Source organism: Tautonia sp. JC769 (assembly GCF_040717455.1).
GTDB lineage: Bacteria > Planctomycetota > Planctomycetia > Isosphaerales > Isosphaeraceae > Tautonia.
In genome coordinates this window covers 1-21,248 of record NZ_JBFEFH010000036.1, presented here as the reverse complement: position 1 = coordinate 21,248, position 21,248 = coordinate 1, and the positions used below count along the sequence as shown (strand labels likewise).

At 69.5% G+C, this 21,248-nt stretch carries 18 protein-coding genes; 9 read left to right on the top strand and 9 right to left on the bottom strand.

What is annotated here, in order from left to right:
- Positions 1–11: 11 nt before the first annotated feature.
- Positions 12–959 carry a DUF1571 domain-containing protein gene (locus tag AB1L88_RS24350; protein ID WP_367099306.1) on the bottom strand — a complete coding sequence of 316 codons (948 nt, stop codon included), beginning with the start codon at positions 957–959 and terminating at the stop codon, positions 12–14.
- A gap of 527 nt (positions 960–1,486) precedes the next feature.
- Positions 1,487–3,475 carry a hypothetical protein gene (locus AB1L88_RS24345; RefSeq protein WP_367099305.1) on the bottom strand — a complete coding sequence of 663 codons (1,989 nt, stop codon included), beginning with the start codon at positions 3,473–3,475 and terminating at the stop codon, positions 1,487–1,489.
- Positions 3,476–3,730: 255 nt separating this feature from the next.
- On the opposite strand from AB1L88_RS24345, the gene AB1L88_RS24340 reads away from it, so the two are divergent.
- Together AB1L88_RS24340 and AB1L88_RS24335 are read left to right on the top strand one after the other, a co-directional pair.
- Positions 3,731–3,913, top strand: a complete 183-nt coding sequence (locus AB1L88_RS24340) for a hypothetical protein (RefSeq protein ID WP_367099304.1) — start codon at positions 3,731–3,733, stop codon at positions 3,911–3,913.
- Between the two features lie 54 nt (positions 3,914–3,967).
- Complete coding sequence (locus AB1L88_RS24335) at positions 3,968–4,303, top strand: hypothetical protein (RefSeq protein WP_367099303.1); 336 nt, start codon at positions 3,968–3,970, stop codon at positions 4,301–4,303.
- Positions 4,304–4,617: 314 nt separating this feature from the next.
- On the opposite strand, the gene AB1L88_RS24330 is transcribed toward AB1L88_RS24335, so the two are convergent.
- From AB1L88_RS24330 to AB1L88_RS24320, 3 genes are all read right to left on the bottom strand, one after another.
- The gene (locus AB1L88_RS24330) at positions 4,618–5,103 is read right to left on the bottom strand and encodes a hypothetical protein (RefSeq protein WP_367099302.1); all 486 of its coding nucleotides are present in this window, start codon (positions 5,101–5,103) and stop codon (positions 4,618–4,620) included.
- 337 nt (positions 5,104–5,440) lie between these two features.
- Positions 5,441–5,653: a hypothetical protein gene (locus AB1L88_RS24325; protein ID WP_367099301.1), complete on the bottom strand. Its 213-nt coding sequence runs from the start codon at positions 5,651–5,653 to the stop codon at positions 5,441–5,443.
- Between the two features lie 79 nt (positions 5,654–5,732).
- Positions 5,733–5,969 (bottom strand): hypothetical protein, encoded by a 237-nt coding sequence (locus tag AB1L88_RS24320; protein WP_367099300.1) that lies wholly within the window; start codon positions 5,967–5,969, stop codon positions 5,733–5,735.
- A gap of 320 nt (positions 5,970–6,289) precedes the next feature.
- On the opposite strand from AB1L88_RS24320, the gene AB1L88_RS24315 reads away from it, so the two are divergent.
- Positions 6,290–7,267, top strand: coding sequence for a hypothetical protein (locus tag AB1L88_RS24315; protein ID WP_367099299.1), 978 nt, complete (start codon positions 6,290–6,292; stop codon positions 7,265–7,267).
- Here AB1L88_RS24315 and AB1L88_RS24310 read toward each other — a convergent pair.
- Complete coding sequence (locus tag AB1L88_RS24310; RefSeq protein ID WP_367099298.1) at positions 7,240–7,746, bottom strand: YaiI/YqxD family protein; 507 nt, start codon at positions 7,744–7,746, stop codon at positions 7,240–7,242. The genes AB1L88_RS24315 and AB1L88_RS24310 overlap by 28 nt on opposite strands.
- A gap of 299 nt (positions 7,747–8,045) precedes the next feature.
- On the opposite strand from AB1L88_RS24310, the gene AB1L88_RS24305 reads away from it, so the two are divergent.
- The 3 genes from AB1L88_RS24305 (at position 8,046) to tilS (ending at position 11,417) form a co-directional block, all read left to right on the top strand.
- Positions 8,046–8,993 (top strand): PAC2 family protein, encoded by a 948-nt coding sequence (locus AB1L88_RS24305; RefSeq protein WP_367099297.1) that lies wholly within the window; start codon positions 8,046–8,048, stop codon positions 8,991–8,993.
- Positions 8,994–9,047: 54 nt separating this feature from the next.
- Positions 9,048–9,929: a hypothetical protein gene (locus AB1L88_RS24300; protein WP_367099296.1), complete on the top strand. Its 882-nt coding sequence runs from the start codon at positions 9,048–9,050 to the stop codon at positions 9,927–9,929.
- A 72-nt stretch (positions 9,930–10,001) separates the two neighbouring features.
- A complete protein-coding gene (tilS, locus tag AB1L88_RS24295) occupies positions 10,002–11,417 on the top strand; it encodes a tRNA lysidine(34) synthetase TilS (RefSeq protein ID WP_367099295.1) in 1,416 nt (471 codons plus the stop codon).
- Between the two features lie 45 nt (positions 11,418–11,462).
- On the opposite strand, the gene AB1L88_RS24290 is transcribed toward tilS, so the two are convergent.
- Positions 11,463–12,320, bottom strand: a complete 858-nt coding sequence (locus AB1L88_RS24290; protein WP_367099294.1) for a Sir2 family NAD-dependent protein deacetylase — start codon at positions 12,318–12,320, stop codon at positions 11,463–11,465.
- A gap of 325 nt (positions 12,321–12,645) precedes the next feature.
- On the opposite strand from AB1L88_RS24290, the gene AB1L88_RS24285 reads away from it, so the two are divergent.
- Positions 12,646–13,017, top strand: a complete 372-nt coding sequence (locus AB1L88_RS24285; protein WP_367099293.1) for a DUF2237 domain-containing protein — start codon at positions 12,646–12,648, stop codon at positions 13,015–13,017.
- 154 nt (positions 13,018–13,171) lie between these two features.
- Here the strand turns inward: AB1L88_RS24285 and AB1L88_RS24280 are convergent, their stop codons facing one another.
- Together AB1L88_RS24280 and AB1L88_RS24275 are read right to left on the bottom strand one after the other, a co-directional pair.
- Positions 13,172–13,735 carry a hypothetical protein gene (locus AB1L88_RS24280; RefSeq protein WP_367099292.1) on the bottom strand — a complete coding sequence of 188 codons (564 nt, stop codon included), beginning with the start codon at positions 13,733–13,735 and terminating at the stop codon, positions 13,172–13,174.
- Positions 13,736–13,805: 70 nt separating this feature from the next.
- The gene (locus tag AB1L88_RS24275) at positions 13,806–14,267 is read right to left on the bottom strand and encodes a hypothetical protein (RefSeq protein ID WP_367099291.1); all 462 of its coding nucleotides are present in this window, start codon (positions 14,265–14,267) and stop codon (positions 13,806–13,808) included.
- A gap of 574 nt (positions 14,268–14,841) precedes the next feature.
- On the opposite strand from AB1L88_RS24275, the gene AB1L88_RS24270 reads away from it, so the two are divergent.
- Both AB1L88_RS24270 and AB1L88_RS24265 read left to right on the top strand, forming a co-directional pair.
- Positions 14,842–19,407: an AsmA-like C-terminal region-containing protein gene (locus AB1L88_RS24270; RefSeq protein WP_367099290.1), complete on the top strand. Its 4,566-nt coding sequence runs from the start codon at positions 14,842–14,844 to the stop codon at positions 19,405–19,407.
- Between the two features lie 296 nt (positions 19,408–19,703).
- On the top strand, positions 19,704–21,248 hold a 1,545-nt coding region (locus AB1L88_RS24265; protein ID WP_367099289.1), incomplete at its 3' end, for a tetratricopeptide repeat protein.

Genomic DNA, 21,248 nt, shown 5'->3' with positions numbered 1-21,248 from the left:
GTTCGGCGGGCTCAGCGGAAGTTGTAGCCGGGGTTCGTCGGGTCGAAGTCGATGTCGCCCAGGACGACGCTCGGGTCGAACGACTCGATGCTGTAGCGGCCGGCCAGCTCGGGCTCGGCGCCGGGAGACTCGGGCCAGTCGTGGAAGGAGTAGGTGCGGGGCAGGAGGGTCTCGGGGTCGTAATGGACCTCGAACCGGGCGAAGGGGCGGTCGGGCGAAGGCCGGGCGTAGCGATGGAGCGACCGGTAGAGGGGCTGGCCGTCGTCGTCGGTGATCCGGTCGAGCGTGACCGAGGCGTCGGGGTCGTCCAGGTCGCGCCGATTGTCGTCGAGGAGCATCCGGGCGACGGGGAGGACGCCGGCCTCGGTGATCGGGAAGCGGCTCTGCGACATGGCCAGGCTCGACCGGGGCTCGACCTCGATCGGCGGCACGAGCATGCCGAGCAGGCCGCCGCCGGTGTGGGTGATGAGCTTGCCGTCTCGCAGGCCGTCGACGTAGATGATCTCGCAGCCCTTGGGGCGGCCGATGTCCTTCATGTAGACCGAGACGGGCTGGTGGCGGACCTTCAGCCGGAGGGTCTGCTCCATGAGCCATCGGCCGTTGACGCGCTCGTGGCGCCAGATGGTCGCCTCGTACCCGCTCAGCGATTCGAGCCGGTCGACCAGGTCGGCCAGGGCCCCGTTCAGGAGCTGCTTGGCCCTGGGGCCTTCCAGGGGGTCGAGGGGCCAGGCGGTGGCGCTCTCGTCCAGGGGGGCCGGCGGGTCCGGTGCGCCCGGGGGGGCCGCGATCGGGGCGGCCGCGTCCTCGGAGGGGAGGCTCGCGAACGACCCGGCGGCGTCGAGCGGGGCCGCGATCATCCAGCGGGCCACGAAGACCAGCGCGACGGGCGCCAGGCACAGGGCGAGGGCCCGCTTGCGGTATTGCCGGAAGGTGATGAGGCGATGGAGCGCGTCTGTCATGGGCAATTCATCGCGGTGCGGATCAAAGTCGAGTGACGGTCAATCAAGGGCGAGCGGGAGGGGGCGACTCGACGGTGAGGGCAAGGCGCCGCCCCGCTCGAACGACGCCCCCGAGGGTGATGGTGCCAGGATCGGTATCGTGTCCGAATCGAGGAGAAGGACGTCCCGGACGGGACCCCCCGGGGACCGGATCCCGGGGCGGATCGGGGGGAGTCATCACGAGGGATCGACCCGGTGCAAATCGAGAACCATCGGTGAAAACGTCATGAGTGTCTGGACCAGTTTATCTCGCAACTCGGCTCAGGGTCAATTTTTTCGGCGGAGAAAACCGGACGGGGTCGGGTCGGGCCGGGCGGGAAATCTGGTCCGGTTCGGGTGAGAATGGGGGCGGGTCGCCAGGCAACTGGCCTCGGAATGGCCAGCTCATGCAATCGTGATGATGAAAGGCCGCTCCCCTCCGCGGCGTGCCGTGAGGGGAGCGGCCTCGGGTCGTGCTGGTCGAGGGCCGGGCGAAGGCCCGCCGACGATCAGGGGATGAACAGGGGGCCGATCGGCCGCAGGTTGGGGATGACGGTCACGTCGGGGCGGGTCCCCGGGGGCCTCGGCGCGGGGGTCACGAGCGAGACGTTGCGGCTCCCCGGCCCGAGGTAGACGTGATTCAGGGGATAGCCGGCGATGAACGAGTCGCGGGCCCGGTTGATCCCGACCAGGTGCAGGGTCCCGAGCGTGTTGAGCACCAGCCCCCGGGCATCCTGGGCGAGGAACGCCTGCACGTCACCCTGGATGTCGAAGACGGAGGTCCCGGTCAGTTCGGGGCGGAACGACTCGGAGAGGCCGTTGAGCGGGCTGGGGTAGTCGAGCTCCGTCGTGCCGATGCGGGCGAGCGTGGTCCGGCTGACGAGGCTGACGATATTCCTCCCGCCCTCGACGCCGACGACCCGGGCGACGGCGCTGTCGACGCTGCCGAGGGCCTCGTCGGTCCCGGCCGGGGGGGCCGGGGGCAGGCCGGGGGCCCCGGCCCGGTCGAGCTCCTGGAGACGGTTGCCCACCGGATTCAAGGCCATCACGCCGAGGATCTCGGTGGTGGGCTGGAACTCGTCGAAGAAGCCGCGGCCGAGCACGGCCAGGGGGTCGAAGCCGGGGACGCCGGTGGCCCCGCCGAGGAAGCCGAACTGGCGGGTCGGCGTGAAGGCGGTGTCCGCGGGATTGGGGGGGGGCACCTGCACGGGGAGCTCCGCGACCCCCGAGGCCAGGCTCGCGGCCAGGTCGATGACCTGGGCCGATCCGACCCCGCCCGAGGTGGAGTCGACGAGGACCGTCCGGAGGTCGGTCGTGCCGATGCCGTCGACGGCGTCGATCGTCGGCAGGGTGTCGGTCGTGAACTGGCCGACGGGAGAGCCATCCAGGGCGTCGAAGGCCCGGACGACGTTGGCCTGCCCGACCAGGACCAGGAGCCGGCCGTCGACCTTGGCCGTGCTGACGCCGGCCGACGCGGCGAGGCTGGGCACGGCCGTCGTCTGCAGGACGGTCCCCGTGGCGGCGTCGAAGCGGATCAGCTGCCCGGCGGCCGCGTCGTAGCCGTAGATCTGCGGGTTGCCGATCGTCAGCTCGTCCTGGGGATCGGTGCCCGGCGGCAAGGGGGCGAGCGGGTCGGCATTGATTCGCCCGGCGATCTGGATGCGGATGCCCGGCGGCGGCCCGGTCGGGACCTCGGGCGTCGGGGTCAGGACCGGCAGGAAGTTGCCGTCGGTCAGGACCAGCTCGACCCCGCCGGCCTGGTCGGTGGCGAAGGTGGTGTCCCGGCCGGCCAGGGCCTCGCGTTCCAGGGCGACCTCGGGGAGCTCTCGGAGGAAGACCTGGGTGTTGGGCCCGACGTTGTTGAGGCCGAGGCGGCGGACGCCGCCGATGAGGTTGATTGTGCCGCCTTCGATCAGGTTGAACGGCCGGAACCCGGCCAGCCCGAGCTGATTGGCCCCGGCCCCGGCCTGGGCCTCGAGCGGCACGTCGGCGTCGCGGACGCTGGCGAGCGGGGCGACGCCGGTGGCGTGGGCGAAGATCTGGCTGGTCGGGCCGGTGCCGTCGAACACCAGGTCGAGCGCGCCGTCGGGCCGGACGCTCGTGCCGGCCAGGGTGCCCGGGCCGCTCAGGTTGACGGCGACGCGCACGCCCCGGGGCGTGGTGTAGCGGTAGGTCTTGACGGGGGGATCGGGCAGGCCGTTCTGGGCGGCGCTCTGTTGCTGCGCCTGCTGCGGCGCGGCCCGCAGCATCGTCACCCCGACGTCCGCGAGCGACGGGTCGGCCGACGCCCCGGGCTCTCCCGAGATTGCCGAGGCCGGGCCGCCGGGGTCGGGGCTGCCGGATCGCAGCTCGGCGGGGCTGAGGGTCATGCCGGCCTCCGTGGCGCCCGGCCCGAGTCCGACGCTCAGGCCGCCGCCATCCAAGAGCTGGCGGCCCTCCAGCGACTCCAGGCCCGGCCGGGCCTTTCTGGTCCTGCTCCTGGTCGCTCCCCGAGGCATGATTTCCGCCCTCCTTGGACTGTCGGCCTCAGATCCGAACCGGGCCGAGCGACGCCGGTGCGCCGACTCTCCGGACGATCCGTCACACCGACAAGATCGGCAAGATCGGCCCGGGACATCAGCCCGAAACCGCTCCGAGGTGTTTGGAAGCCCCGTTGACGAGGCCTTCGGTTCTGGCCACCATGAAGGGTGGAAGTCCTCGCGACCGTTCGGCAGGAAGGGGTGACATGCCCGTTCCGAAGGAGGTTTTTCCCCATGCGATTGCGATCTTCGCACGCCTGGGGCCTGGCCGTGGTGACCGTCTCCGCACTGGGTGCGGCGGCGGCGCTGTACGCTCAAGCCCCTGATTCCGGGCCGAAGATCGGTGAGGTCGTCAACGCCTTCGACGTTTACGACGTGACCGGTCCGAACAAAGGCAACGAGCTCTGTTATCGCTGACGCTACGGTGCCAGCCCGGTCGTCTGCATCTTCACGCGGACGACATCCGGGCCCTTGACCAGTTTGGTCAAGGCCGTTGATGAGAAAATTGCCGAGAATTCCGACCTGAAGGCCTTCGTCGTCCAGCTGACGGACACCGAGAACGAGGCCGAGACCGTCACGGCCCTGCGGGACCTGGCGGCCGGTCAGGGCATCAAAGACGTGCCCCTGACCTTGATGGACACCCCCGCGGGTCCTCCCTCGTACAAGATTGCCGAGGACGCCGAGGTGACGGTCCTGCTCTGGCGCTTTGCCGAGCTGCGCTCGAAGCATTCGTTCGGTCCCGGTGAACTGACCGAGGCCGACATCGAACGCGTGCTCGCCGATCTCCCGAAGATTCTGGACGAGTGATCGACTGACACGTCCCGCTGCGCTCTCGTCGTTCGGGAGACGCGGCGTTCCTCAAGGGTTTCTTGAATTCCTGGGCTTGCCCGACTTGCCGAAACGGTCGCCGACTTCCAACAACGACAGCGTTTCTTGACGATCTGTTTCGTCACGCTTCGACGTGACGGAACTGCAAGCTCCGATCGGCGTCTGCTGCCCTGTCAATCCGGGCAGCAGACGCAAAAAAAGACGGCCCGAGACGCGGGGGTGTCTCGGGCCGTCTGTGTGTCTTTCAGCCGGGTTTGATGGCCTCGACGCGACGTTCTGGCGGTGCCGGGAAATTACCGACGCCCGCCGAAGCCCCGGCCGAAGCCGCCGCGAACGCCTCCCGCGTAGGGAGTGACCATCCGAGAGGCAGCATAGGCGTTGCCCGCCCGGAAGCCGGGGCCGTAACCGTAGCTGTAATTGAGCGGGTATCGGGGATAGCCCCGAGTGACCATGACCCCCGCTTCCGGGGCCACGTAACCGTAGCCGTAACCATACGGATAGAGGCTGTTGGTGTAGTAGGTCGTGCCCGTCGTGTACGGGGCGATGGCCGAGTAGGCGTAGGACGGGTCGGTCGCGTACGGCGAAGCGACGCCGCCGTACGGGATCCCCGCGACGGCGGGGGCGGGGGCCTGCGCCGGGACCGGCTGGCGGACGATCACCTGGGCTCCTCGGCTGACCGTGGGATAGCCGTACGTCATGCGGACCTGGGCGAACGCGGTGGACGTCAGGCTCACGAGCATCGCCACGGCGACAATGAGCGATGAGGCAAGGCGAATCATGAGGAGTTCCCCGTGTGAGTGTCGATCGAAAGGCAAGGGTTCGCGCCGAGATCGCCGGAAAACGATCCGGGCCGAGGGCGTTCCGGGCGATCACCCCTTGCCCAGTCTTGCCGAACCTACCAAAGGTCCCAAGGGTGCTCGACCGGGATCGGATCGTCTCCCCGATCCGAATCCCGGAGGTGGGCACGTCATAATCTGACTCTAGTTCAGATCGGGGCCGCCTCCGAAAAAAAATTCCGGGTCGCGAGTCGAGGGACGGCGGGGAAGCTCGGGCGTGCCAGGCTGAGGGAAGGCCGTCGGGGAGGACGCCGTGATTGCCAGGGCTCCAGGGGGGGGCTCAGGGCTCCTGGTTGTCGGTCCGGCCCATGGGCGTGAAGCCCGGCGAGCCTTCGGGAGGCCGCTCGTGATCGTCTCGGGCCTGGGGAGTGTAGCCGGGCAGGTTGCGGGCGGCCTGCTCGGCCTCGCTGCGGGTGGCCTCGTCGGGACGATGGCCTTCGGCGTCGGGGTCGGGCCCCTCGCCCTGCTGGGGATCGCGGTTCCGGTCGGTCATGGGAGTGGCCTCCTGGGGGCTGGATGGATGACGATGCGGGCGTGACGGTCGGGGGAGGCCCCTCGACCCCGGCGCCGGTTCATTCCTGGGTGTCGGGGCCGCGGGGGTCGCTCGGATAGCCGGGGACCTGGGGGTCGTCGGCCTGGGCCTTCGTCCGGGGAGGCTCGGCGGCGCGTCCGGTGGTGGCCTCGTCGTGTCCCTCGCCGATGGGCGGCTCGATGCCCTCGTCTCCGGTGGTCTCATCGGTCTGGCGCAGGGGTTTCTGGCCCCAGCCGAAGTTGTCTCCCTTGGGGGGGCGGTTCGGGTCGTCGGCCACGGGATGTCTCCTCAGGGCGTGTGATTGCAGGGATTGGGGGTCGGACGGCGGTGCCCCTTCGATTCGGCCGGATGGCGTGATCGGGTCGAGACGCCGTGAACCCGGACGATGACGCTGGAGGGGATCTCGTGCATCCTCCGTGCCGCGACCCCCCGCAGGGCCACGGCGCGACCGGCGGGGCCCCGGAAAATCGGGCGCGAATCTCTCGCCATCGGGCGATCCGCCGCATAAACTGCGACCAGGTCAATCCTCAGCGTCCAGGCTTGTCCGATTCGAGTCGCGACCGACCCCCGAGACGATCCGACGGAGCGTCCTCAGCCATGCACTGCTCGTCCCCGGCGTTGCCTCGCGTTTGCATCGTCACGGCCGCGGCCCTGATCGCGGCATGGGCCTCGACCGCGTCGGCCCGGGCCGATGACGCGGGAGATCCGGACGGCTCGCGCAACCGGGCCGCGGCCAGCTCGTTGCCCCGCGGGGCCGGCCTGGCCGCGGCCTTCGCGGCCGATCAGGGCATCGAGGCGCATCCCGAGGTGATCTTCGCCGACGATTTCGAGGGGGATGCCCCGATCGGCTCGAAGTGGGACGAGGTGAGCAATCGGGGCGGTTCGGTGCTCAGCCTGGTCGATGAGTCGTCGGCCGACGACCGGCTCGGCTCGAAGACGCTGCGGGTCGAGGCCCGGCTGTCCGAGAACACGGGAGGGGGCCTGACCACCTGGTTCGAGTCGAGCGAGACGCTCTTTTTCCGGTTCCTCGTGAAGTTCGACCCCGATTGCGACTACGTCCACCACTTCGTCACCCTGCGGGCGAACAAGGGGCTGACCGGCCGCGACCGCTGGTCCGGGTTCGGCGGCGCGGGCGACCGGCCCGAGGGGGATGAGCGCTTCTCGACCGCCATCGAGGCCTGGGGGGACTGGGGCCGGCTGCCCCCTCCCGGCCGTTGGAATTTCTACAGCTACTGGCACGAGATGACGGCCTCGCCCGACGGCCGCTACTGGGGCAACGCCTTCCGCCCCGCCGAACAGCCGGACATCCGCCGGGGGGAGTGGATCTGCGTGGAGTTCATGCTCAAGCACAACACCCCCGGCGAGGCCGACGGCGAGCAAGCCTTCTGGATCGACGGCGAGCTGGCCGGCCACTGGACCGGGATCAACTGGCGGACCTCCCCCACCTTGATGGCCAACGCGCTGACCCTGGAGAGCTACGTGACCGATCGCTGGACGAAGCAGGAGGTCAACGTCGTGCTGTTCGACGACGTCGTGATCGCCCGGTCCTACATCGGCCCGCCGGGCAAGCCCTGATCGGGGCCGGGGGATCGGCGGGCCGCGCGTTCCCGCTCCTTGCGGATGGCGACGAGCATCTCGTCGAGCTTGCCGAGGAATCGCGAGCGGTCGGTCTTGGCGAAGGCCGAGGGGCCGCCGCCGTACTGCCCGGCCTGGCGGAGCTGGTCGAGGATCGCCCGGGTGGCCAGCCGCTCGCCGATCGAGTCGTCGGTGAACGGGTGGCCCTTCGGCCCCAGGGCGCGGGCCCCGGCCTTCAGGCAGCGATCGGCCAACGGGATGTCGGCCGTGACGACGAGGTCGCCGGGGCCGATCTGCTCGGCGATCCAGTCGTCGGCCGCCTCGAAGCCCCCCCGGACGACCACAAGCTCGATCGAGGGGTCGTCCGGGACCCGGAGCGGGGCGTTGGCGACCACCCGGACCGCCTCGCCGTAGCGTCGGGCGACCCGGTAGACCTCGTCCTTGACCGGGCAGGCATCGGCGTCGACGTAAATGGCCATGGCGACAGGGACTCCGGAACCAGGATGGGGATGCGAGGCGGTCGCCCCGGGACGACCCGCGATCGGGGGACCCGTCCCCTCGCCTCCGACCGACGTGCGGGGCATTCCCCGCACCGGGGCGGGGCGAGGGACCGGCGATCGAGGCCGGGTTCCGCCGGTCAGGCATAGAATTCTCGGCAACCTCGCCCGATGCTGGAAGGGGGTGTTGCCTGCGTCTCGGAGGTCGAGACGAGCGCCAGGGGGCGAGGGACGCCCCCGGTGGCAGCCGTGGTCGCGAGGCGGATCGAGAGGGTGAACCGATGGCCGAAGAGATCAAATTGCACAAGCCCTGGATGGTCGCCGTCTGGCCGGGCATGGGCCACGTGGCGATCAGCGCCGGATATTATCTGATGGCCAAGCTCGGGATGCACATGGTCGCCGAGTTCCAGGCCGAGGAACTGTTCGACGTCGAGCACGTCGAGGTCAAGCGCGGGTTGATCCGCACCGGCCGACTCCCCCGGAGCCGCTTCTTCGCCTGGCACGACCCGGAAGGGCGGCACGACCTGATCGTCTTCATCGGCGAGGCCCAGCCGCCGAGGGGGAAGCTCGCCTTCTGCCGCCGCCTGATCGAATTCGCCGCGGAGATGGGGGTCGAGCGGGTGTTCACCTTCGCCTCGATGGCCACCCAGATGCACCCCTCGCACGAGTCGCGGACCTTCGGCGCGGCCACCGATCAGACGACCCTCGACGAGCTGACCCAACTGGAGCTGACGGTGCTCGACGACGGGCACATCAGCGGGCTCAACGGCGTCTTGCTCGGTGTCGCCGCCGAGTCCGGCTTGCCGGGGACCTGCCTGCTCGGCGAGATGCCGCACATCTTCGCCCAGCTCCCGTTCCCGAAGGCGGCGCTCGGCGTGCTGGACGTCTTCGCGACGATCGCCAAGATCCAGCTCGACCTGACCGAGCTGGCCGAGCAGGCGGTCGACGTCGAGCAGCGGCTCGGCGAGTTGCTCACGCAGATCGAGCACTCGATGGAACCCCGGCAGCCGGAATCCCTCTCCGACGAGGAGTCGTTCCTCGGCGGCTCCGACGGCCCCGACGAATCGGACGAGGGGGCCGTGACCGCCGACGACCGCCGGCGCATCGATCGCTTGTTCGAAGAATCGACCCGAGACCGCTCGAAGGCCTACGAACTGAAGCGAGAGCTGGATCGACTGGGGATCTATCCCGAATACGAAGACCGCTTCCTCGACCTGTTCAAGCGTTAATCCGGGATCGTCCGATCGCCCGCAGCCCGCAGCCCGCAGGGAGTGTCCAGGATCGTGCTTCGCTTGCTCAAGTTTCTGGCCGGGACGTCCGGCGTCCTCATCGGCGCTCTGGGGACGGTCTTCGGCATCGGCGCGGTGGTCGGGTCGTGGACCCTGGCCGACCGCCTGAGCCGGGAGGTGCCGGCGTCGATTGCCGACCTGGAACAGGTCGTCGACCTGGTCCGGCAGCAGGGAGACGCCTCGCTGACCCTGATCGACACGGTGCGCGACCGCGTCCGGTTCGTGGGAGAGACGGTCGAGGAACTCTCGGGGATCGCCGAGCGCGACCCGGGGACCCCGACCCTGCTCGAGGCCCTCGACCCCGACATCGAGCAACGCCTGGAAGGGGCCGAGGCGTTCATTCTCGCCCTGCAAGACAGCCTCCGCAGCCTCAACCGGGCCCTGGTCCTGCTCGATTCGGTCCCGTTCTTCCCCCGGAGAGGCCCCTCGGATCGATCGGCCGACGCGCCGCCCTTGCGAAGCGTGGCCGACAGCCTCAACGAGGCGACGGCCTTGCTCGATGAAGCCTCGCGGACCCTGAACCGGATCCGGTTGGGGCAGGCGCTCTCTCCCCGACAGCGGGCGCAGTTCCAGGATCTGCTGGATGACGTCGATTTCGCCCTGGGCGACGTCCGCGCCCAGATCGACACGTTCTTCGCCAGCCTGGACCAGGCCAGCGAGCGCCTCGCCGGGCTCCGGGCGGCCTCGACCGTCTGGATCGACCGGGGGGCGGGCGTCGCGACGGTCTTCTTCGTGTGCTTCGCCGCCTCGCAATTCAGCCTCCTGCTGCATGGGTGCGCCCTGGTCGCCCGATCCGCCCGCGACCGTCCGATCGGCCCGGAGCCCCCGTCGGCGGGTCCCGGGCCGGAGCCCTGGGGGGATGCGCCGTCGCCTTGAAGCTCGCGCCCTGGGCGTTCACTTCGCGCCCGCGAACCGATCCGGAATCGACTCCAACACGGGGAGGGGACCATGACGACCGACCCAGCCTTCGCGGTCCGCCGGCGCGTCCGATCGTTCCTCGGCCGATGGCGGCGGAGATCGGGAGGCTCGGGGATCGTCGTCGCCGTCTCGGGGGGGGGGGACAGCGTGGCCCTGCTCCGGGCCGCGATCGAGGCGTCGGAGGAGCTGGGCCTGCGGCTCTCGGTCGCCCATCTGCACCACGGCACCCGAGGCGAGGAGGCCGACCGCGACGCCCGGTTCGTGGGCGAGCTGGCCGATCGCCTCGGCCTGCCGATGGACCTTGGGCACTGGCGGCCGGAACGTGCCGCCCATTTCGAGGCCGACGCGAGGCAGGCCCGCTACGGCTGGCTGCTCGACGTCGCCCGGCGACGCTCGGCCGAGGCGGTGGCCGTCGGCCATACGAGCGACGACCAGGCCGAGACGGTGCTGCACCGGATCGTCCGGGGCACGGGGGTCCGGGGGCTCGCGGGCATGCCCCCGCGCCGACGGCTGGGCGAGGGGGTCGAGCTGATCCGCCCCCTGCTGACGACCGCCCGCGAGGAGATCCGAGGCTATCTGGATGCCCTGAATCAGCCCTGGCGAGACGACTCCAGCAATGCCGAGCCGAACCGGACCCGGACCGCGATCCGCCTCGAAATCCTCCCGAGGCTCGCCGCCCTCAACCCGAGGGTGGCCGAGGCCCTGATCCGGCTCGGCGAGAGCAGCCGAGACGCCGCCTGGCAGGCCGAGCGGCAGGCGTCGAGCCTGGCCCGGGCGATCGTGGTGACGATCGAGCCGTTCGGGGTCGCCCTCCGGCGCGATCGCCTGGCGGCCTTGCCCCGATCGGTCCGGACCGAGATTCTGCGCGTCGTCTGGCGGCGGGCCGGCTGGCCCGAGCGGTCGATGTCGGCCGATCGCTGGCAACGGATGGCGGCGCTGGTGCGTCGCGATCACGGGCGATTCGCCATCGGGGCGGGGGTCGATTTGCTCCTCAGCCCTGATCGGGTGCAACTCGTCCCGCAGGCCCCGATCGTCGCCCCCGCGATCCCTCCCGCCTCGGCGATCCTGCCCATCCCCGGGTCCGAGGTGTGGGCCGATTGCCGGATCGTGACCGAGATCGACCCCGGCCCCGATGCCCCCGGCGACGAGCGGATCGACCGCGACGCGCTGGACCCGTTCCTCGACGCCTCGGGGGCGCACCTGGTCATCAGCGCCCCGCTGCCGGGAGACCGCTTCGCGCCGCTGGGCATGGGGGGGCGTTCCATGACGCTGAGCGACTTCCTGCGCGGCCGGCGCGTTGCTTCGAGCGATCGCGGCCGGGTGCCCGTGGTCCGGGATCGTCGCGGGGTGATCTGGGTCGTCGGCCATCGGATCGCCGACCGGGTCCGACGCACCGAGGGGACCGATCGGCTGCTCGGCCTGCGTTGCGAGGCGGCCCGAGGTTGACCGGGCGCGTCACCTCGTTCCGCTCGGTCCCGGCGGAGGGTCGATTCACCGCTGGAGTCTGGCGATTCGGCGGTCGATCGCGTCGAGTCCCTCGGCGGCCCCCAGGGGCAGGCCGATCTGGCTGCGGGGCACTTCCGGAGCACGGGGGTTGAGGCGGATGAGCGTGCCGCCGAGTTGTTCGGCCGTGCGCTCGCAGAGGGATCGGATGGTCGAGATCGCCGTGCCGGCGCCGCACTCGACGACGACGATCGGGCCCTCGTCGATCACTCCGGAGAGCCACGAGCCGAACCGCCGCTCCTGGGCGTCGGTCAGGGACGAATCCCAGTCGAAGTCACCGAACATCAGAATGTTTGGCCGCGCGATCCCCCGGCATTGTGGGCATCGGGGCAGCGGCTCGGCGGCCCGAAGTTCCTCCATGTCGATGACCAATGGGGTCGGGTCGGCGTCGAACAGGTCGGCCCCGCACGAGACGAGGCACTGGAACACGTCGATCCGCCCGTGGCATTCGACCACCCGATCGGCCGGGAAGCCGGCGCGCTGGAACTGGCCGTCGACGTTCGACGTGACCACGAAGCCGCCGCCGGGCATCTGCCCCATCCATCGACGCAGGATGGCGAAGCCGGGGTGTGGGGTTGTCGCCCGGTAGAGGTTCAGTCGGTGCCCGTAGAAGCCCCAGGCGAAGGCCGGGTCGTGGCGAAACCACCGGGGGTTGGCCATCTCCGAGAAGCTCAGGCCGAGGCGCTCGGCCATCGGGTAGGCGCGCCAGAAGCCTTCCCGGCCGCGGAAGTCGGGCAGGCCGGAGTCGACCCCCATGCCGGCGCCGGCACCGATGACCAGCGCCCGGGCCGAGGCGATCGCCTCGGCCGCCCGCTGGATCGGGTCGCTCGCGTGAGACGTGGACATCGATGGTCTTGCTCCTCCCTCGGCCCCCTCCCGCCCGGGCCGACGACCGGACTCGGGTCGATCGGGCGGGGAGCACGTGCCTTGGTGCCTCGGCAGCCGAGACATGCAATTGTGGCGAGATCCGGGCCTCCTGTCGCCTGTGAAACGCTCCATCACGGACGCCGGGCCGACGCGATCGGCCGTCGCGCGGGGCTTTTGGCCGGCCCTGGGGTTTCGACGGCCCCCCGCCGATCGGCTACGATACTCGTACTCGAACGAGTCGCCGGACCATTTCGAAAGCGAACGGTGGCGGATCAAAAGGATCTGAAGGGGGAGCGCAACCGCGATGGCCAAGAACGTGCTGGGGAGCGACCTGGAATCGTGCAGCCTGGACCCCGTGACCGGCTTCTTCCGGGACGGGTGCTGCCACACGGGGGCCGACGACATCGGCCTGCACCTGGTGTGCGCCGAGATGACGGGGGAGTTCCTCGAGTTCTCGAAGCGCCGGGGGAACGACCTGAGCACCCCTATGCCCCAGTACGGCTTCCCCGGCCTGAAGCCGGGCAACCGCTGGTGCCTCTGCGTCGAGCGCTGGAAGGAGGCGCTGGAGGCCGGCCTCGCGCCCCCAGTCGTGCTGGAAGCCACGCATATGTCGGCGCTGGAGTTCGTCTCGATCGAGGAGCTGAAGGCCCATGCGATCGACGTGGACGTGGATTGATCACGCCCAACGAGTCGGAGGGAGGGAAGCCTCGCCCAGGGGAGTCTTGTGATCGGACTCGGAGATGCCCAGTGACGCCACTCCGAGTCCGCAGATCTGATCGGACCTGTGGTCATGCGTGACGACGGCTCCGCGCCGCCGGTCGGCGCGGACCTTACCGGACCACAACCTCCGGATAGGATCGGGCTGACTGGACCTGCCATTCGGTCATCAAGCCGCGGGTCCGTTCGATGCCCTCAAAGTAGCGTTCGACTCGGATCGTGACGCGGTACGTCCCCGGCGAGCAAGGAAGGGTCAATGGAGTTACTTCGTTGATGTGTAGCCGATCGCCCGGCGTGAACGGCGGCGACGCCCACGACCCCAGCGGCTCAGGGGGCATGTCACGTTCCCCGGCCTCGTCACAGGCCACGCATGGTTCGAAGAATTGGACGACCAATCGGTGAGGAGTGTCGGCGAAGGAGGTCGTCGTCTTGATCTGGTAGCGAATCGGCATGCTGATCGAGCCTTGAACCGTCGTCAACTGGGAAGGGCCGCGCTCGTTGAGACTCGGAATGTCAACGGCGGCGCGACCGTACGACGGGGGCAGATCAAACGGCGTCATCTTTCGGATCTCGCCCTCTGCCTGAGCGGCTCGAGCAGCGAGGTTCACTGTGACGAGTGATGTCACCACCGACACGCTCAACAGACCGAACAGGCCTAGTAGATCGCGTTTTCTCATCTGAGGGCTCCTGTTCTCTTGATTGCGGATCTGGAATGTGGGAAATAAAAATTTGGCATACTTGAAAATTTCACCAAGTATCCCAAAATCCCTCCATGTTAAAATCTCGAAAAAACTTGTCGACCCATTCCGTACCTGCGTAGCGATACAGTGCGTCGTGATTCTCGTAGGGGTCGTTCGGACAAGGGCCGGCCCCCTTCGGAAAAGCCCCGACTGTGATTGTAACAATCGCTGGCTTCTCTTGGATTTCTGAAGCCTTTCCCTGGCAAATTGGAAAGGTTTCGAATAATTCTTCCCACTTGTCAGTTGGTGGCCCGACGAAATCCCAGCAGTTGACCACAATTTCATTCGCGCCAATGCTTTGCCAGGGAATAGTGTTTGTTGAATCTACCCATGAGACATCAACGAACATTTTCATGCAAAATGAGCAAGGTCCGTCCGGTTCGAAAAACATATCACAGTAAAATCCAACATCGGCGTTGACGTATAACCCGGTGGAGTTGACTGGAGGTGGCTCGTAAATGATGTTCATCACGGGAGCAGCGGTCCCTTGGCTCCGTGACCATCCCGTCATGCCACCGTAGCATGTTGTGTCAGTAGCCTTGTACTTCGCGTACGCCAGAGACGAAGCGGCAGATGACACTACGACGGTGAGAGCTAGAAGAAATGACTTTTGCATGGGAAGCCTCCTATTCAAGGAGCCCCCCCCCCCCCGTTTAGGGGAGGGAATGCGTTCGTGATTGGAACGATGACTGTAAGATTGTGCTAGTTGGGAATCAACCCCTATTTCGTCTTGATTGTTCTTGCTACAGGGATCTTTGCAGAAATATGTCATCTCTAGAATTTGTACCAAGGCGAGGTTCGGAAACCCACGTGATCGACGAGGAGCATCGTCATTCCAAGAGGGCGTTGCGCGGGGCTGGGCCGTTCCAGGAGGCCGCCGGGCGGCCCTCGGTTGCGATTGACCGTCCGGGAGGTCGGGGCTAGGATGCCGACCCGCCTGGGACGCGACGGCTCTTGAAGCGATCGGACAGGAACTCGACCCATCCCTTCAGACCCGATCCGGCCGCCCTGAGCTTCGCTTCGGGGTGGCCATCGAGCGTGCCATGCCCGAATCGACGCGACGATCGCGATGGACCCGGTACGCGATCGTGCCGCTGATCGTGCTCGTGGGCCTGGCCCTGCGGCTGCTCGCGGCCGGGGCGGTGCAGCTCTATGCCCAGCAGAAGGGCGTGCTCTGCATCTTCGGCGACACGGGGATCTACTGGTACCTGGCCGAGGCGATCCGGACCGGGTCGCCGTACGTCGTCAACCAGTGGGACGTGCCGCACTACGCCCTGCGGACCCCCGGCTATCCGGCCTTCCTGGCCGTCTGCCAGATCCTGTTCGGCCCCGACGCGGCGCTGGGGGCCCGGGTCGTCCAGGCGGTGCTGGGGGCCGGCGGGGTGGCGGTGGTGTATGCCCTGGTGCTCGCCCTCTGGCGTCGGGGAGACGAGCACGACCGGCGCCGGGCGCGGCGGGTGGCGATCCTGGCGGCGACCCTGGCGGCGGTCGAGCCGTACTCGGTGGCCCTCTCGGGGCTCTTGCTGTCCGAGGGGGTGTTCGTCCCGTTGATGCTCCTGGCCCTCTGGGGGCTGGCGGTCCTCTGGCGGCCCGGCCCGAAGGCCCGGCAGCAGGAGGAGGCCCATGCGACGGCGGGCGAGGTCCCCCATTCGCTCGCCTGGCACGGGCCGACGCCGGGGCCGGGGCCGATCGGATCGCTCGTCGTGGCGGTCCTGACCGGCCTGGCGATCGGGGCGGCCTTGCTGGTGAGGCCGTCGTGGGCGGTCTTCCTCCCCTTGGCCCTGCCGGCCTGGGTGCTGTTCGAGCGGTCGAAGCGGGCGGCGGGGCTGGCCTCGGTCGTCGTATTGACGATCGCGGCGGTGATGGCGCCGTGGTGGATCCGCAATGCCCAGGTCGTCGGCCGGTTCGTGCCGACGGCGCTCTGGGTCGGGGCCAGCCTGTACGACGGCCTCAGCCCCGAGGCGACCGGCTCCAGCGACATGACCTTCCTGGACGACCCCGAGATCCGGGCGCTCGACGAGGTTTCGCAGGATGCCGAGCTGCGCCGCCGCGCGATCGACTTCGCCCGGGAGAACCCTCGACGGGCCCTCGGACTGGCGGCGATCAAGGCCCTCCGCTTCTGGAGCCCCTGGCCGAACGCCGACGAGCTGTCGGCCCCGGGCGTCGGGATCCTCAGCGGGGTGGCGACGATCCCGGTCTTCCTCCTGCTGGTCGTCGGGCTCTGGGACCGGCGGAAGGACCCGAGGACCCTGGTCTTGCTCGGGGGGACGGTCCTCTGCTTCTGCGTCCTGCACATGGTCTTCGTCAGCTCGATCCGCTATCGGCTGCCGGGCATGGTGCCGGCGATGGGCCTGGCGGCGGCGGGCCTGATGCGGATCGTCGGCGGGCGATTCGGGCACGACACGAAGAAGATGATCGCCTGGTCGATCATCTTGCCGATTGCCGTGTTCATCGGCGGCGGCTGGTACGCGGCCGGGCACGCGACCGACGGCGCCGAGCTGGCCCGCCTGGTCGAGCGGGAGTCGTTGCGCCTGCTGCCCGACTCGAAGGTGAGCGTCGGCCGGGTCCGCCTCCGGCCGTTCGCCGGCTCGGCGACCCTGGAACAGGTCCGGGTCCATCAGGGGATCGACACGCTGCCGGGGCCGACGATCGAGGTCGGCTGGCTCCGCCTGACCTTCGACGTGGCCGCCCTGCTGCAGCAGCGGTTCGAGGCCCGCGAAGTGATCGTCGCGCAGCCGACCTTGCGGCTCGGCCGCCGCGAGGACGGGAGCTGGAACCTCGAAGGGTTCCTGGCCGACCCCTGGCCGCTGCCCCCGCCGGAGGTCTTGCCGACGGTCTTGATCCGCAACGGCAAGATCATCCTGAGCCGGGAGGGGGGATCGGTCAGCCTGCTCCGGGATGTCGTGCTGACGATGACCCCGCAGGGCGACACCTCCTACGCCTTCGAGGGGACCGCCCGGGGAGACGGCTTCGAGCGGCTCGACCTGGCCGGGACCTTCGACACCCGGACCCGCCGGGCCACCCTGGCCGGGAGCGAGCTGATCCGCCTGGAGCTGGGAGAGAGCCTCCGCGGCCGATTGCCCGAGGAGCTTCATGCGGGCTACGACCGGCTCGGGCTTTCGGGGGGAGAGCTGGACGTCCGCGTGCATCGGCTGGAGATCGACCCCGAGGACCGGCACCAACCGCTGAAAGAGCATGAGCTGGATCTGCTCGTCCGGTCCGCCAGCCTGAATGTGCCCGAATTGCCCTTCCCGCTCAACGAGGTGGAGCTGCTGGCGACGATCCGCGACGGGACCTTGCTCGTCGACCATGCCAGGGGGACGAACGGCCGGACCACCGCCCGGGCCGCCGGCCGGCTCGACCTGACGGACCCAGTTACCGGCCCGTTCGACCTCCTGGTCGAGGTCACCGACCTGGAGTTCGACGACCGCCTGCGGGGCAAGACCCCCGAGCACCTGGTCGGCCTCTGGGAGGAACTGCGACCCGGGGGCCGGACGCACGCCTACCTGCGGGCCGTGCGGAGCAGTCGGGGCAGCCCGGTCGGGCTCGGCCTGACGCTCGACCTGCAAGGCGCGTCGATGACCCACGCCGCCTGCCCGTACCCGATCCGCCAGCTTTACGGCCGGGTCGTCTGGGAGGGGGACCGCGTGACGATCGCCCCGCCGGGCCTGACCACCATCATCGGCAACCGCCCGGCCCGATGCTGGGGGACGATCGACGCGGCCAGCACCGAGCCGGTCGTCTCGCTCGACTTCGAGCTGGGGGCCCTACCGATCGACGAAACCTTGCTGGCCGCGCTCAACCCCGAGGTGCGCACCGTCCTCCACCAGTTCCAGCCGAAGGGGACGGTCCGCGTCGCCCACGCCCACCTCGACATCCGCCCCGCCCCGCCCGAGAGCGACGAGGACGAGATCGTCGAGCTGACCGCGGCGCTCGACCTGGGCGAACCGGCCGAGGCCGGCGGCTTCGCCTTCACCTGGGAGGGGATGCCGTACGCGATCACCAACGTCAAGGGGCGCCTGGTGATCATGCCCGACCACTGGGAGTTCCACGACCTGGTCGGCTACAACGGCCTGGCCCGGATCGAGTGCCCCGACGGCTGGGTCCGCCAGAGCGGCCCGAACACGTTCGACGCCGAGCTGACGATGCGGGCCACGGACCTCCCCTTCGACGAGCAGCTTCGGCTCGCCCTGCCCCCGGAGTGGCAGGCGACCTGGAACCTCCTGAACCCGATGGGCAAGGCCACGCTCGACGCGGCGATCCGGGTCGAGGGGAACGAGAACCACACGACGCTGGCCGTCCGGCCCGACCCCGGCACGTCGATCAGCCTGCGCTTCACCCCCGCCCCCGACGAGCCGGGCGGCCCCGACCCTCCGCCGCTGGAACTGCCCGCGATGGAGGCCATCGACGGCCTGTTCGTCTACGACGACGGCCTGGTGTCGATGGACAACGTCTCGTTCCAGTTCCGCGGCTCCCCCGTCCGCTTCCGATCCGGGTCGGTGAACCTGGAGCCCGACGGCCGCTTCGGCCTCTCGGTCGACGACCTGCGTGTCGCCCGCTTCCGGCTCGACGCCGACCTGAGGAAGCTGATGCCCTCGGTCATGGCCGAGTTCGCCCGACGGCTCGACGAGAGCCCGGCCATCCCCTCGATGCGGGGCGACTTGCGGCTCGGCTGGTCGGGCCAGCCGGGCGACCCGGCCTACGTCGAGTGGGCCAACGGCCTGGTCGTCCTCAACGGCCAGACGATCCGCACGAGCATCCCGCTGGAGGCGATCCACGGTCGGCTCGTCGACTTCGCCGGCCGCTTCGACGGCCGATCGCTCGGCCTGTCCGGCCTGATCGACCTGGATAGCCTGACGATCGCCGGCCAGCAGGTGACCCAGGTGCGCTCTCCCCTGGTCATCGACGGGAAGGCGGCGCGGCTGGAGGCGATCGAGGGGGACCTGCTCGGCGGCCGCCTGACCGGGCAGGTCGGGCTCGGCATGGCCGAGCAGCCCGAATACAACGCCACCCTGGCCGTGGCCGATGCCGACCTGGCCCGCTTCACCGCCTCGCTGCCCGGCAAGCAGAGCTTCCGGGGGTTGCTCTCGGGGATGATCACCTTCAGCGGGATCGGCAACGAGATGCGGTCGGTCAGCGGCTCCGGAGACTTCCGCATCGCGGAGGGGGATCTGGGCGACCTGCCCGTCGCCCTGCGCTTCTTCAAGGTGCTCAACACGCTCGACATCGCCGCCCCGTCGAACGAGACCGCCTTCGACACGGCCGAGGTCTCCGTCCGGATCGAGAACGGCCTGGCCTACCTCGACCCGATCCTCCTGACCGGCGACGCCATCAGCCTCCGGGGGGGCGGCACGATGGACCTGCGCGGCCAGCTCGATTTGCGCCTGCGGATCATGTACGGCCGAGGCGGGTTCCGCATCCCCTTGCTCAGCGACGCCTTCCGCGAGGCCGGCGGCCAGATCGCCGACATCCGGGTGACCGGCCCCGCCTCCTTCCCCCTGTTCCGGCCCGAAGTCCTGCCGGGTGGCCAGTGGGTCTTGCGGACCCTCGGCTCGGGCATGTTCAACGCCACCGCCCGGGACGATCGACCTTCCTTCTTCCGCCGCTGATGGCCGTCCTGGAGCAGTCCCTTCTGGCGGTCCGGTGCGGCTGAGCGTACGATGACCGCAGGCTGGTCCTGCGAAGTCGGGAGACGCCCGGCGGTACGTTTCTCCCAGATTTTGCAGGGCGAAGGGTGCTTCTGTTTCGAATTCGGGATAATCTGTGTTGTGGGGTTTCGAGTTCGGGAAGGCGGGCCTGGCGGGTCATGCCTCGGCGCGATCGACATCCCGTTGGAATTCGAACTCTGTTTTGCTCGTGCGTGAGTGAGATCGGTCTGGCCCGATGACTGGTCGAGTGATCGGCGATGAGTGTCAAGCCAAGACGCCCGGGACGGCGGTTGGTGCGCGTCAGGATCGGCCTGGCGAGTGTCGCCGGGCTGATCGTCCTGATCCGATGGGGCCTGGCCCCGTCGGACGATCGCCGATGGGAGGCGATCGAGCAGTCGGTGAGACGCCAGCAGTGGGGCGACGCCGAGCGGCGGCTCGCCGCGTGGGTCGACCGGCATCCGGAGGATGCTCGGGCCTGGTTGTTGCGGGGGCAGGCGCTCGGCGGCCTCGGCCGGGACGACGAGGCCCGGGCCGCCCTCCGTCGGATCCCCGAGCACGACCCCGCCTGGCCTCAGGCCCAGATCGGCCTTGGAACCCTGGCCATGCAGCGGCACGACCGGATCGAGGCCGAGCGTGCCTTCCGGGCCGTCATCGAACGGGAGCCGGACGCCATCGAGCCGAAGGTCCGACTGCTCGGCCTCCTGCTCATCCAGCGCAGGCAGGAGGAAGCAAGGGCCTTGCTCTGGGACGTTTTCCGCCGCTCCGGCGACCCTCGCCAGCTTGTCTCGTTGACCAATATTGCCCTGGAAGACCGCCACCAGGAGATCTTCCGCGACCTCGCCGGCGATGGCGACCGCCTGCGGGGCGAGCTTGAGCCGTACCTCGATCGTTCGCCCGACGACCCCTGGTTGCGGCGGGCCCGGGGCTTGCTCCGCCTGGAGCAAGGGGACCCGGCCGGGGCGTTGGCCGACCTCGAATTCGCGAACCGGGTGATGGACGACGACCCGGCCGCCCGGCTCGCCCTGGCCGATTGCCGGCTCATGCTGGGAGACCCCGAGCAGGCCATCGCGGCCCTCGGCCCGCGACCGGACCGGCCGATCGATCAGGCCCGATGGTGGATCCTCCGCGGCCTGGTCGAGCAGGATCGCCGGCGCATCGACGAGGCGATCTCCTGCTTTCAAGCAGCGGTCGAGGCCGATCCCGAACACCTGGGCGCCCGATACCGGCTCGGCCGGGCACTGGTCCGCGCCGGCCGGTCCGAGGAGGCCGGGCCGGTCCTCGACCAGGCCGGGGCGATCCGAGACCGCATGATCGCCCTGAAGACACGCCTGGATGGCGGCCTCGATGACCCGAGGAATGCCGAAGCTTGCGTGCAGCTCGCTCGCCTTTGCCTCGAATCGCGGATGCCGGTCGAGGCCCGAGCCTGGTTCGCGCACGCGAGCCGCGTTGATCCGTTCCATCGCGAGGCGCAGGAGGCGATCGCCCGGCTCGGCGAGATGGCCCCCGCCGCCCCGAGGCCTCCCCGGCTCAGGACCGGCCCCGCGGACAGGCCGGAGAACGCTGCGACCTCCGGCATCTCCTCGAAGGCGACCGCGGCTCGGTTCGTCGATGAGGCCAGCAGCCGGGGGCTCATCTTCTCCTACGACAGCGGCGCGCAAGGCGACCTGTTCATCGCCGACATGATGGGCGGCGGGGTGGGCCTGATCGACTTCGACAACGACGGCTGGCTCGACGTCTACCTCGTCAACGGCTGCCCCCTGCCGGTCGACCCGGGGCGCCCGCCGGCGCCGAACCGGCTCTTT

What these genes read in the sequence shown, in the direction of transcription:
- AB1L88_RS24315 (WP_367099299.1), top strand. Translation starts at nt 6,290, where the DNA reads ATGCACTGCTCGTCCCCGGCGTTGCCTCGCGTTTGCATCGTCACGGCC.
- AB1L88_RS24325 (WP_367099301.1), bottom strand. Translation starts at nt 5,653, where the DNA reads ATGACCGACCGGAACCGCGATCCCCAGCAGGGCGAGGGGCCCGACCCC.
- tilS (WP_367099295.1), top strand. Translation starts at nt 10,002, where the DNA reads ATGACGACCGACCCAGCCTTCGCGGTCCGCCGGCGCGTCCGATCGTTC.
- AB1L88_RS24350 (WP_367099306.1), bottom strand. Translation starts at nt 959, where the DNA reads ATGACAGACGCGCTCCATCGCCTCATCACCTTCCGGCAATACCGCAAG.
- AB1L88_RS24275 (WP_367099291.1), bottom strand. Translation starts at nt 14,267, where the DNA reads ATGAACATCATTTACGAGCCACCTCCAGTCAACTCCACCGGGTTATAC.
- AB1L88_RS24340 (WP_367099304.1), top strand. Translation starts at nt 3,731, where the DNA reads ATGCGATTGCGATCTTCGCACGCCTGGGGCCTGGCCGTGGTGACCGTC.
- AB1L88_RS24305 (WP_367099297.1), top strand. Translation starts at nt 8,046, where the DNA reads ATGGCCGAAGAGATCAAATTGCACAAGCCCTGGATGGTCGCCGTCTGG.
- AB1L88_RS24345 (WP_367099305.1), bottom strand. Translation starts at nt 3,475, where the DNA reads ATGCCTCGGGGAGCGACCAGGAGCAGGACCAGAAAGGCCCGGCCGGGC.
- AB1L88_RS24285 (WP_367099293.1), top strand. Translation starts at nt 12,646, where the DNA reads ATGGCCAAGAACGTGCTGGGGAGCGACCTGGAATCGTGCAGCCTGGAC.
- AB1L88_RS24330 (WP_367099302.1), bottom strand. Translation starts at nt 5,103, where the DNA reads ATGATTCGCCTTGCCTCATCGCTCATTGTCGCCGTGGCGATGCTCGTG.
- AB1L88_RS24270 (WP_367099290.1), top strand. Translation starts at nt 14,842, where the DNA reads ATGCCCGAATCGACGCGACGATCGCGATGGACCCGGTACGCGATCGTG.
- AB1L88_RS24290 (WP_367099294.1), bottom strand. Translation starts at nt 12,320, where the DNA reads ATGTCCACGTCTCACGCGAGCGACCCGATCCAGCGGGCGGCCGAGGCG.
- AB1L88_RS24280 (WP_367099292.1), bottom strand. Translation starts at nt 13,735, where the DNA reads ATGAGAAAACGCGATCTACTAGGCCTGTTCGGTCTGTTGAGCGTGTCG.
- AB1L88_RS24310 (WP_367099298.1), bottom strand. Translation starts at nt 7,746, where the DNA reads ATGGCCATTTACGTCGACGCCGATGCCTGCCCGGTCAAGGACGAGGTC.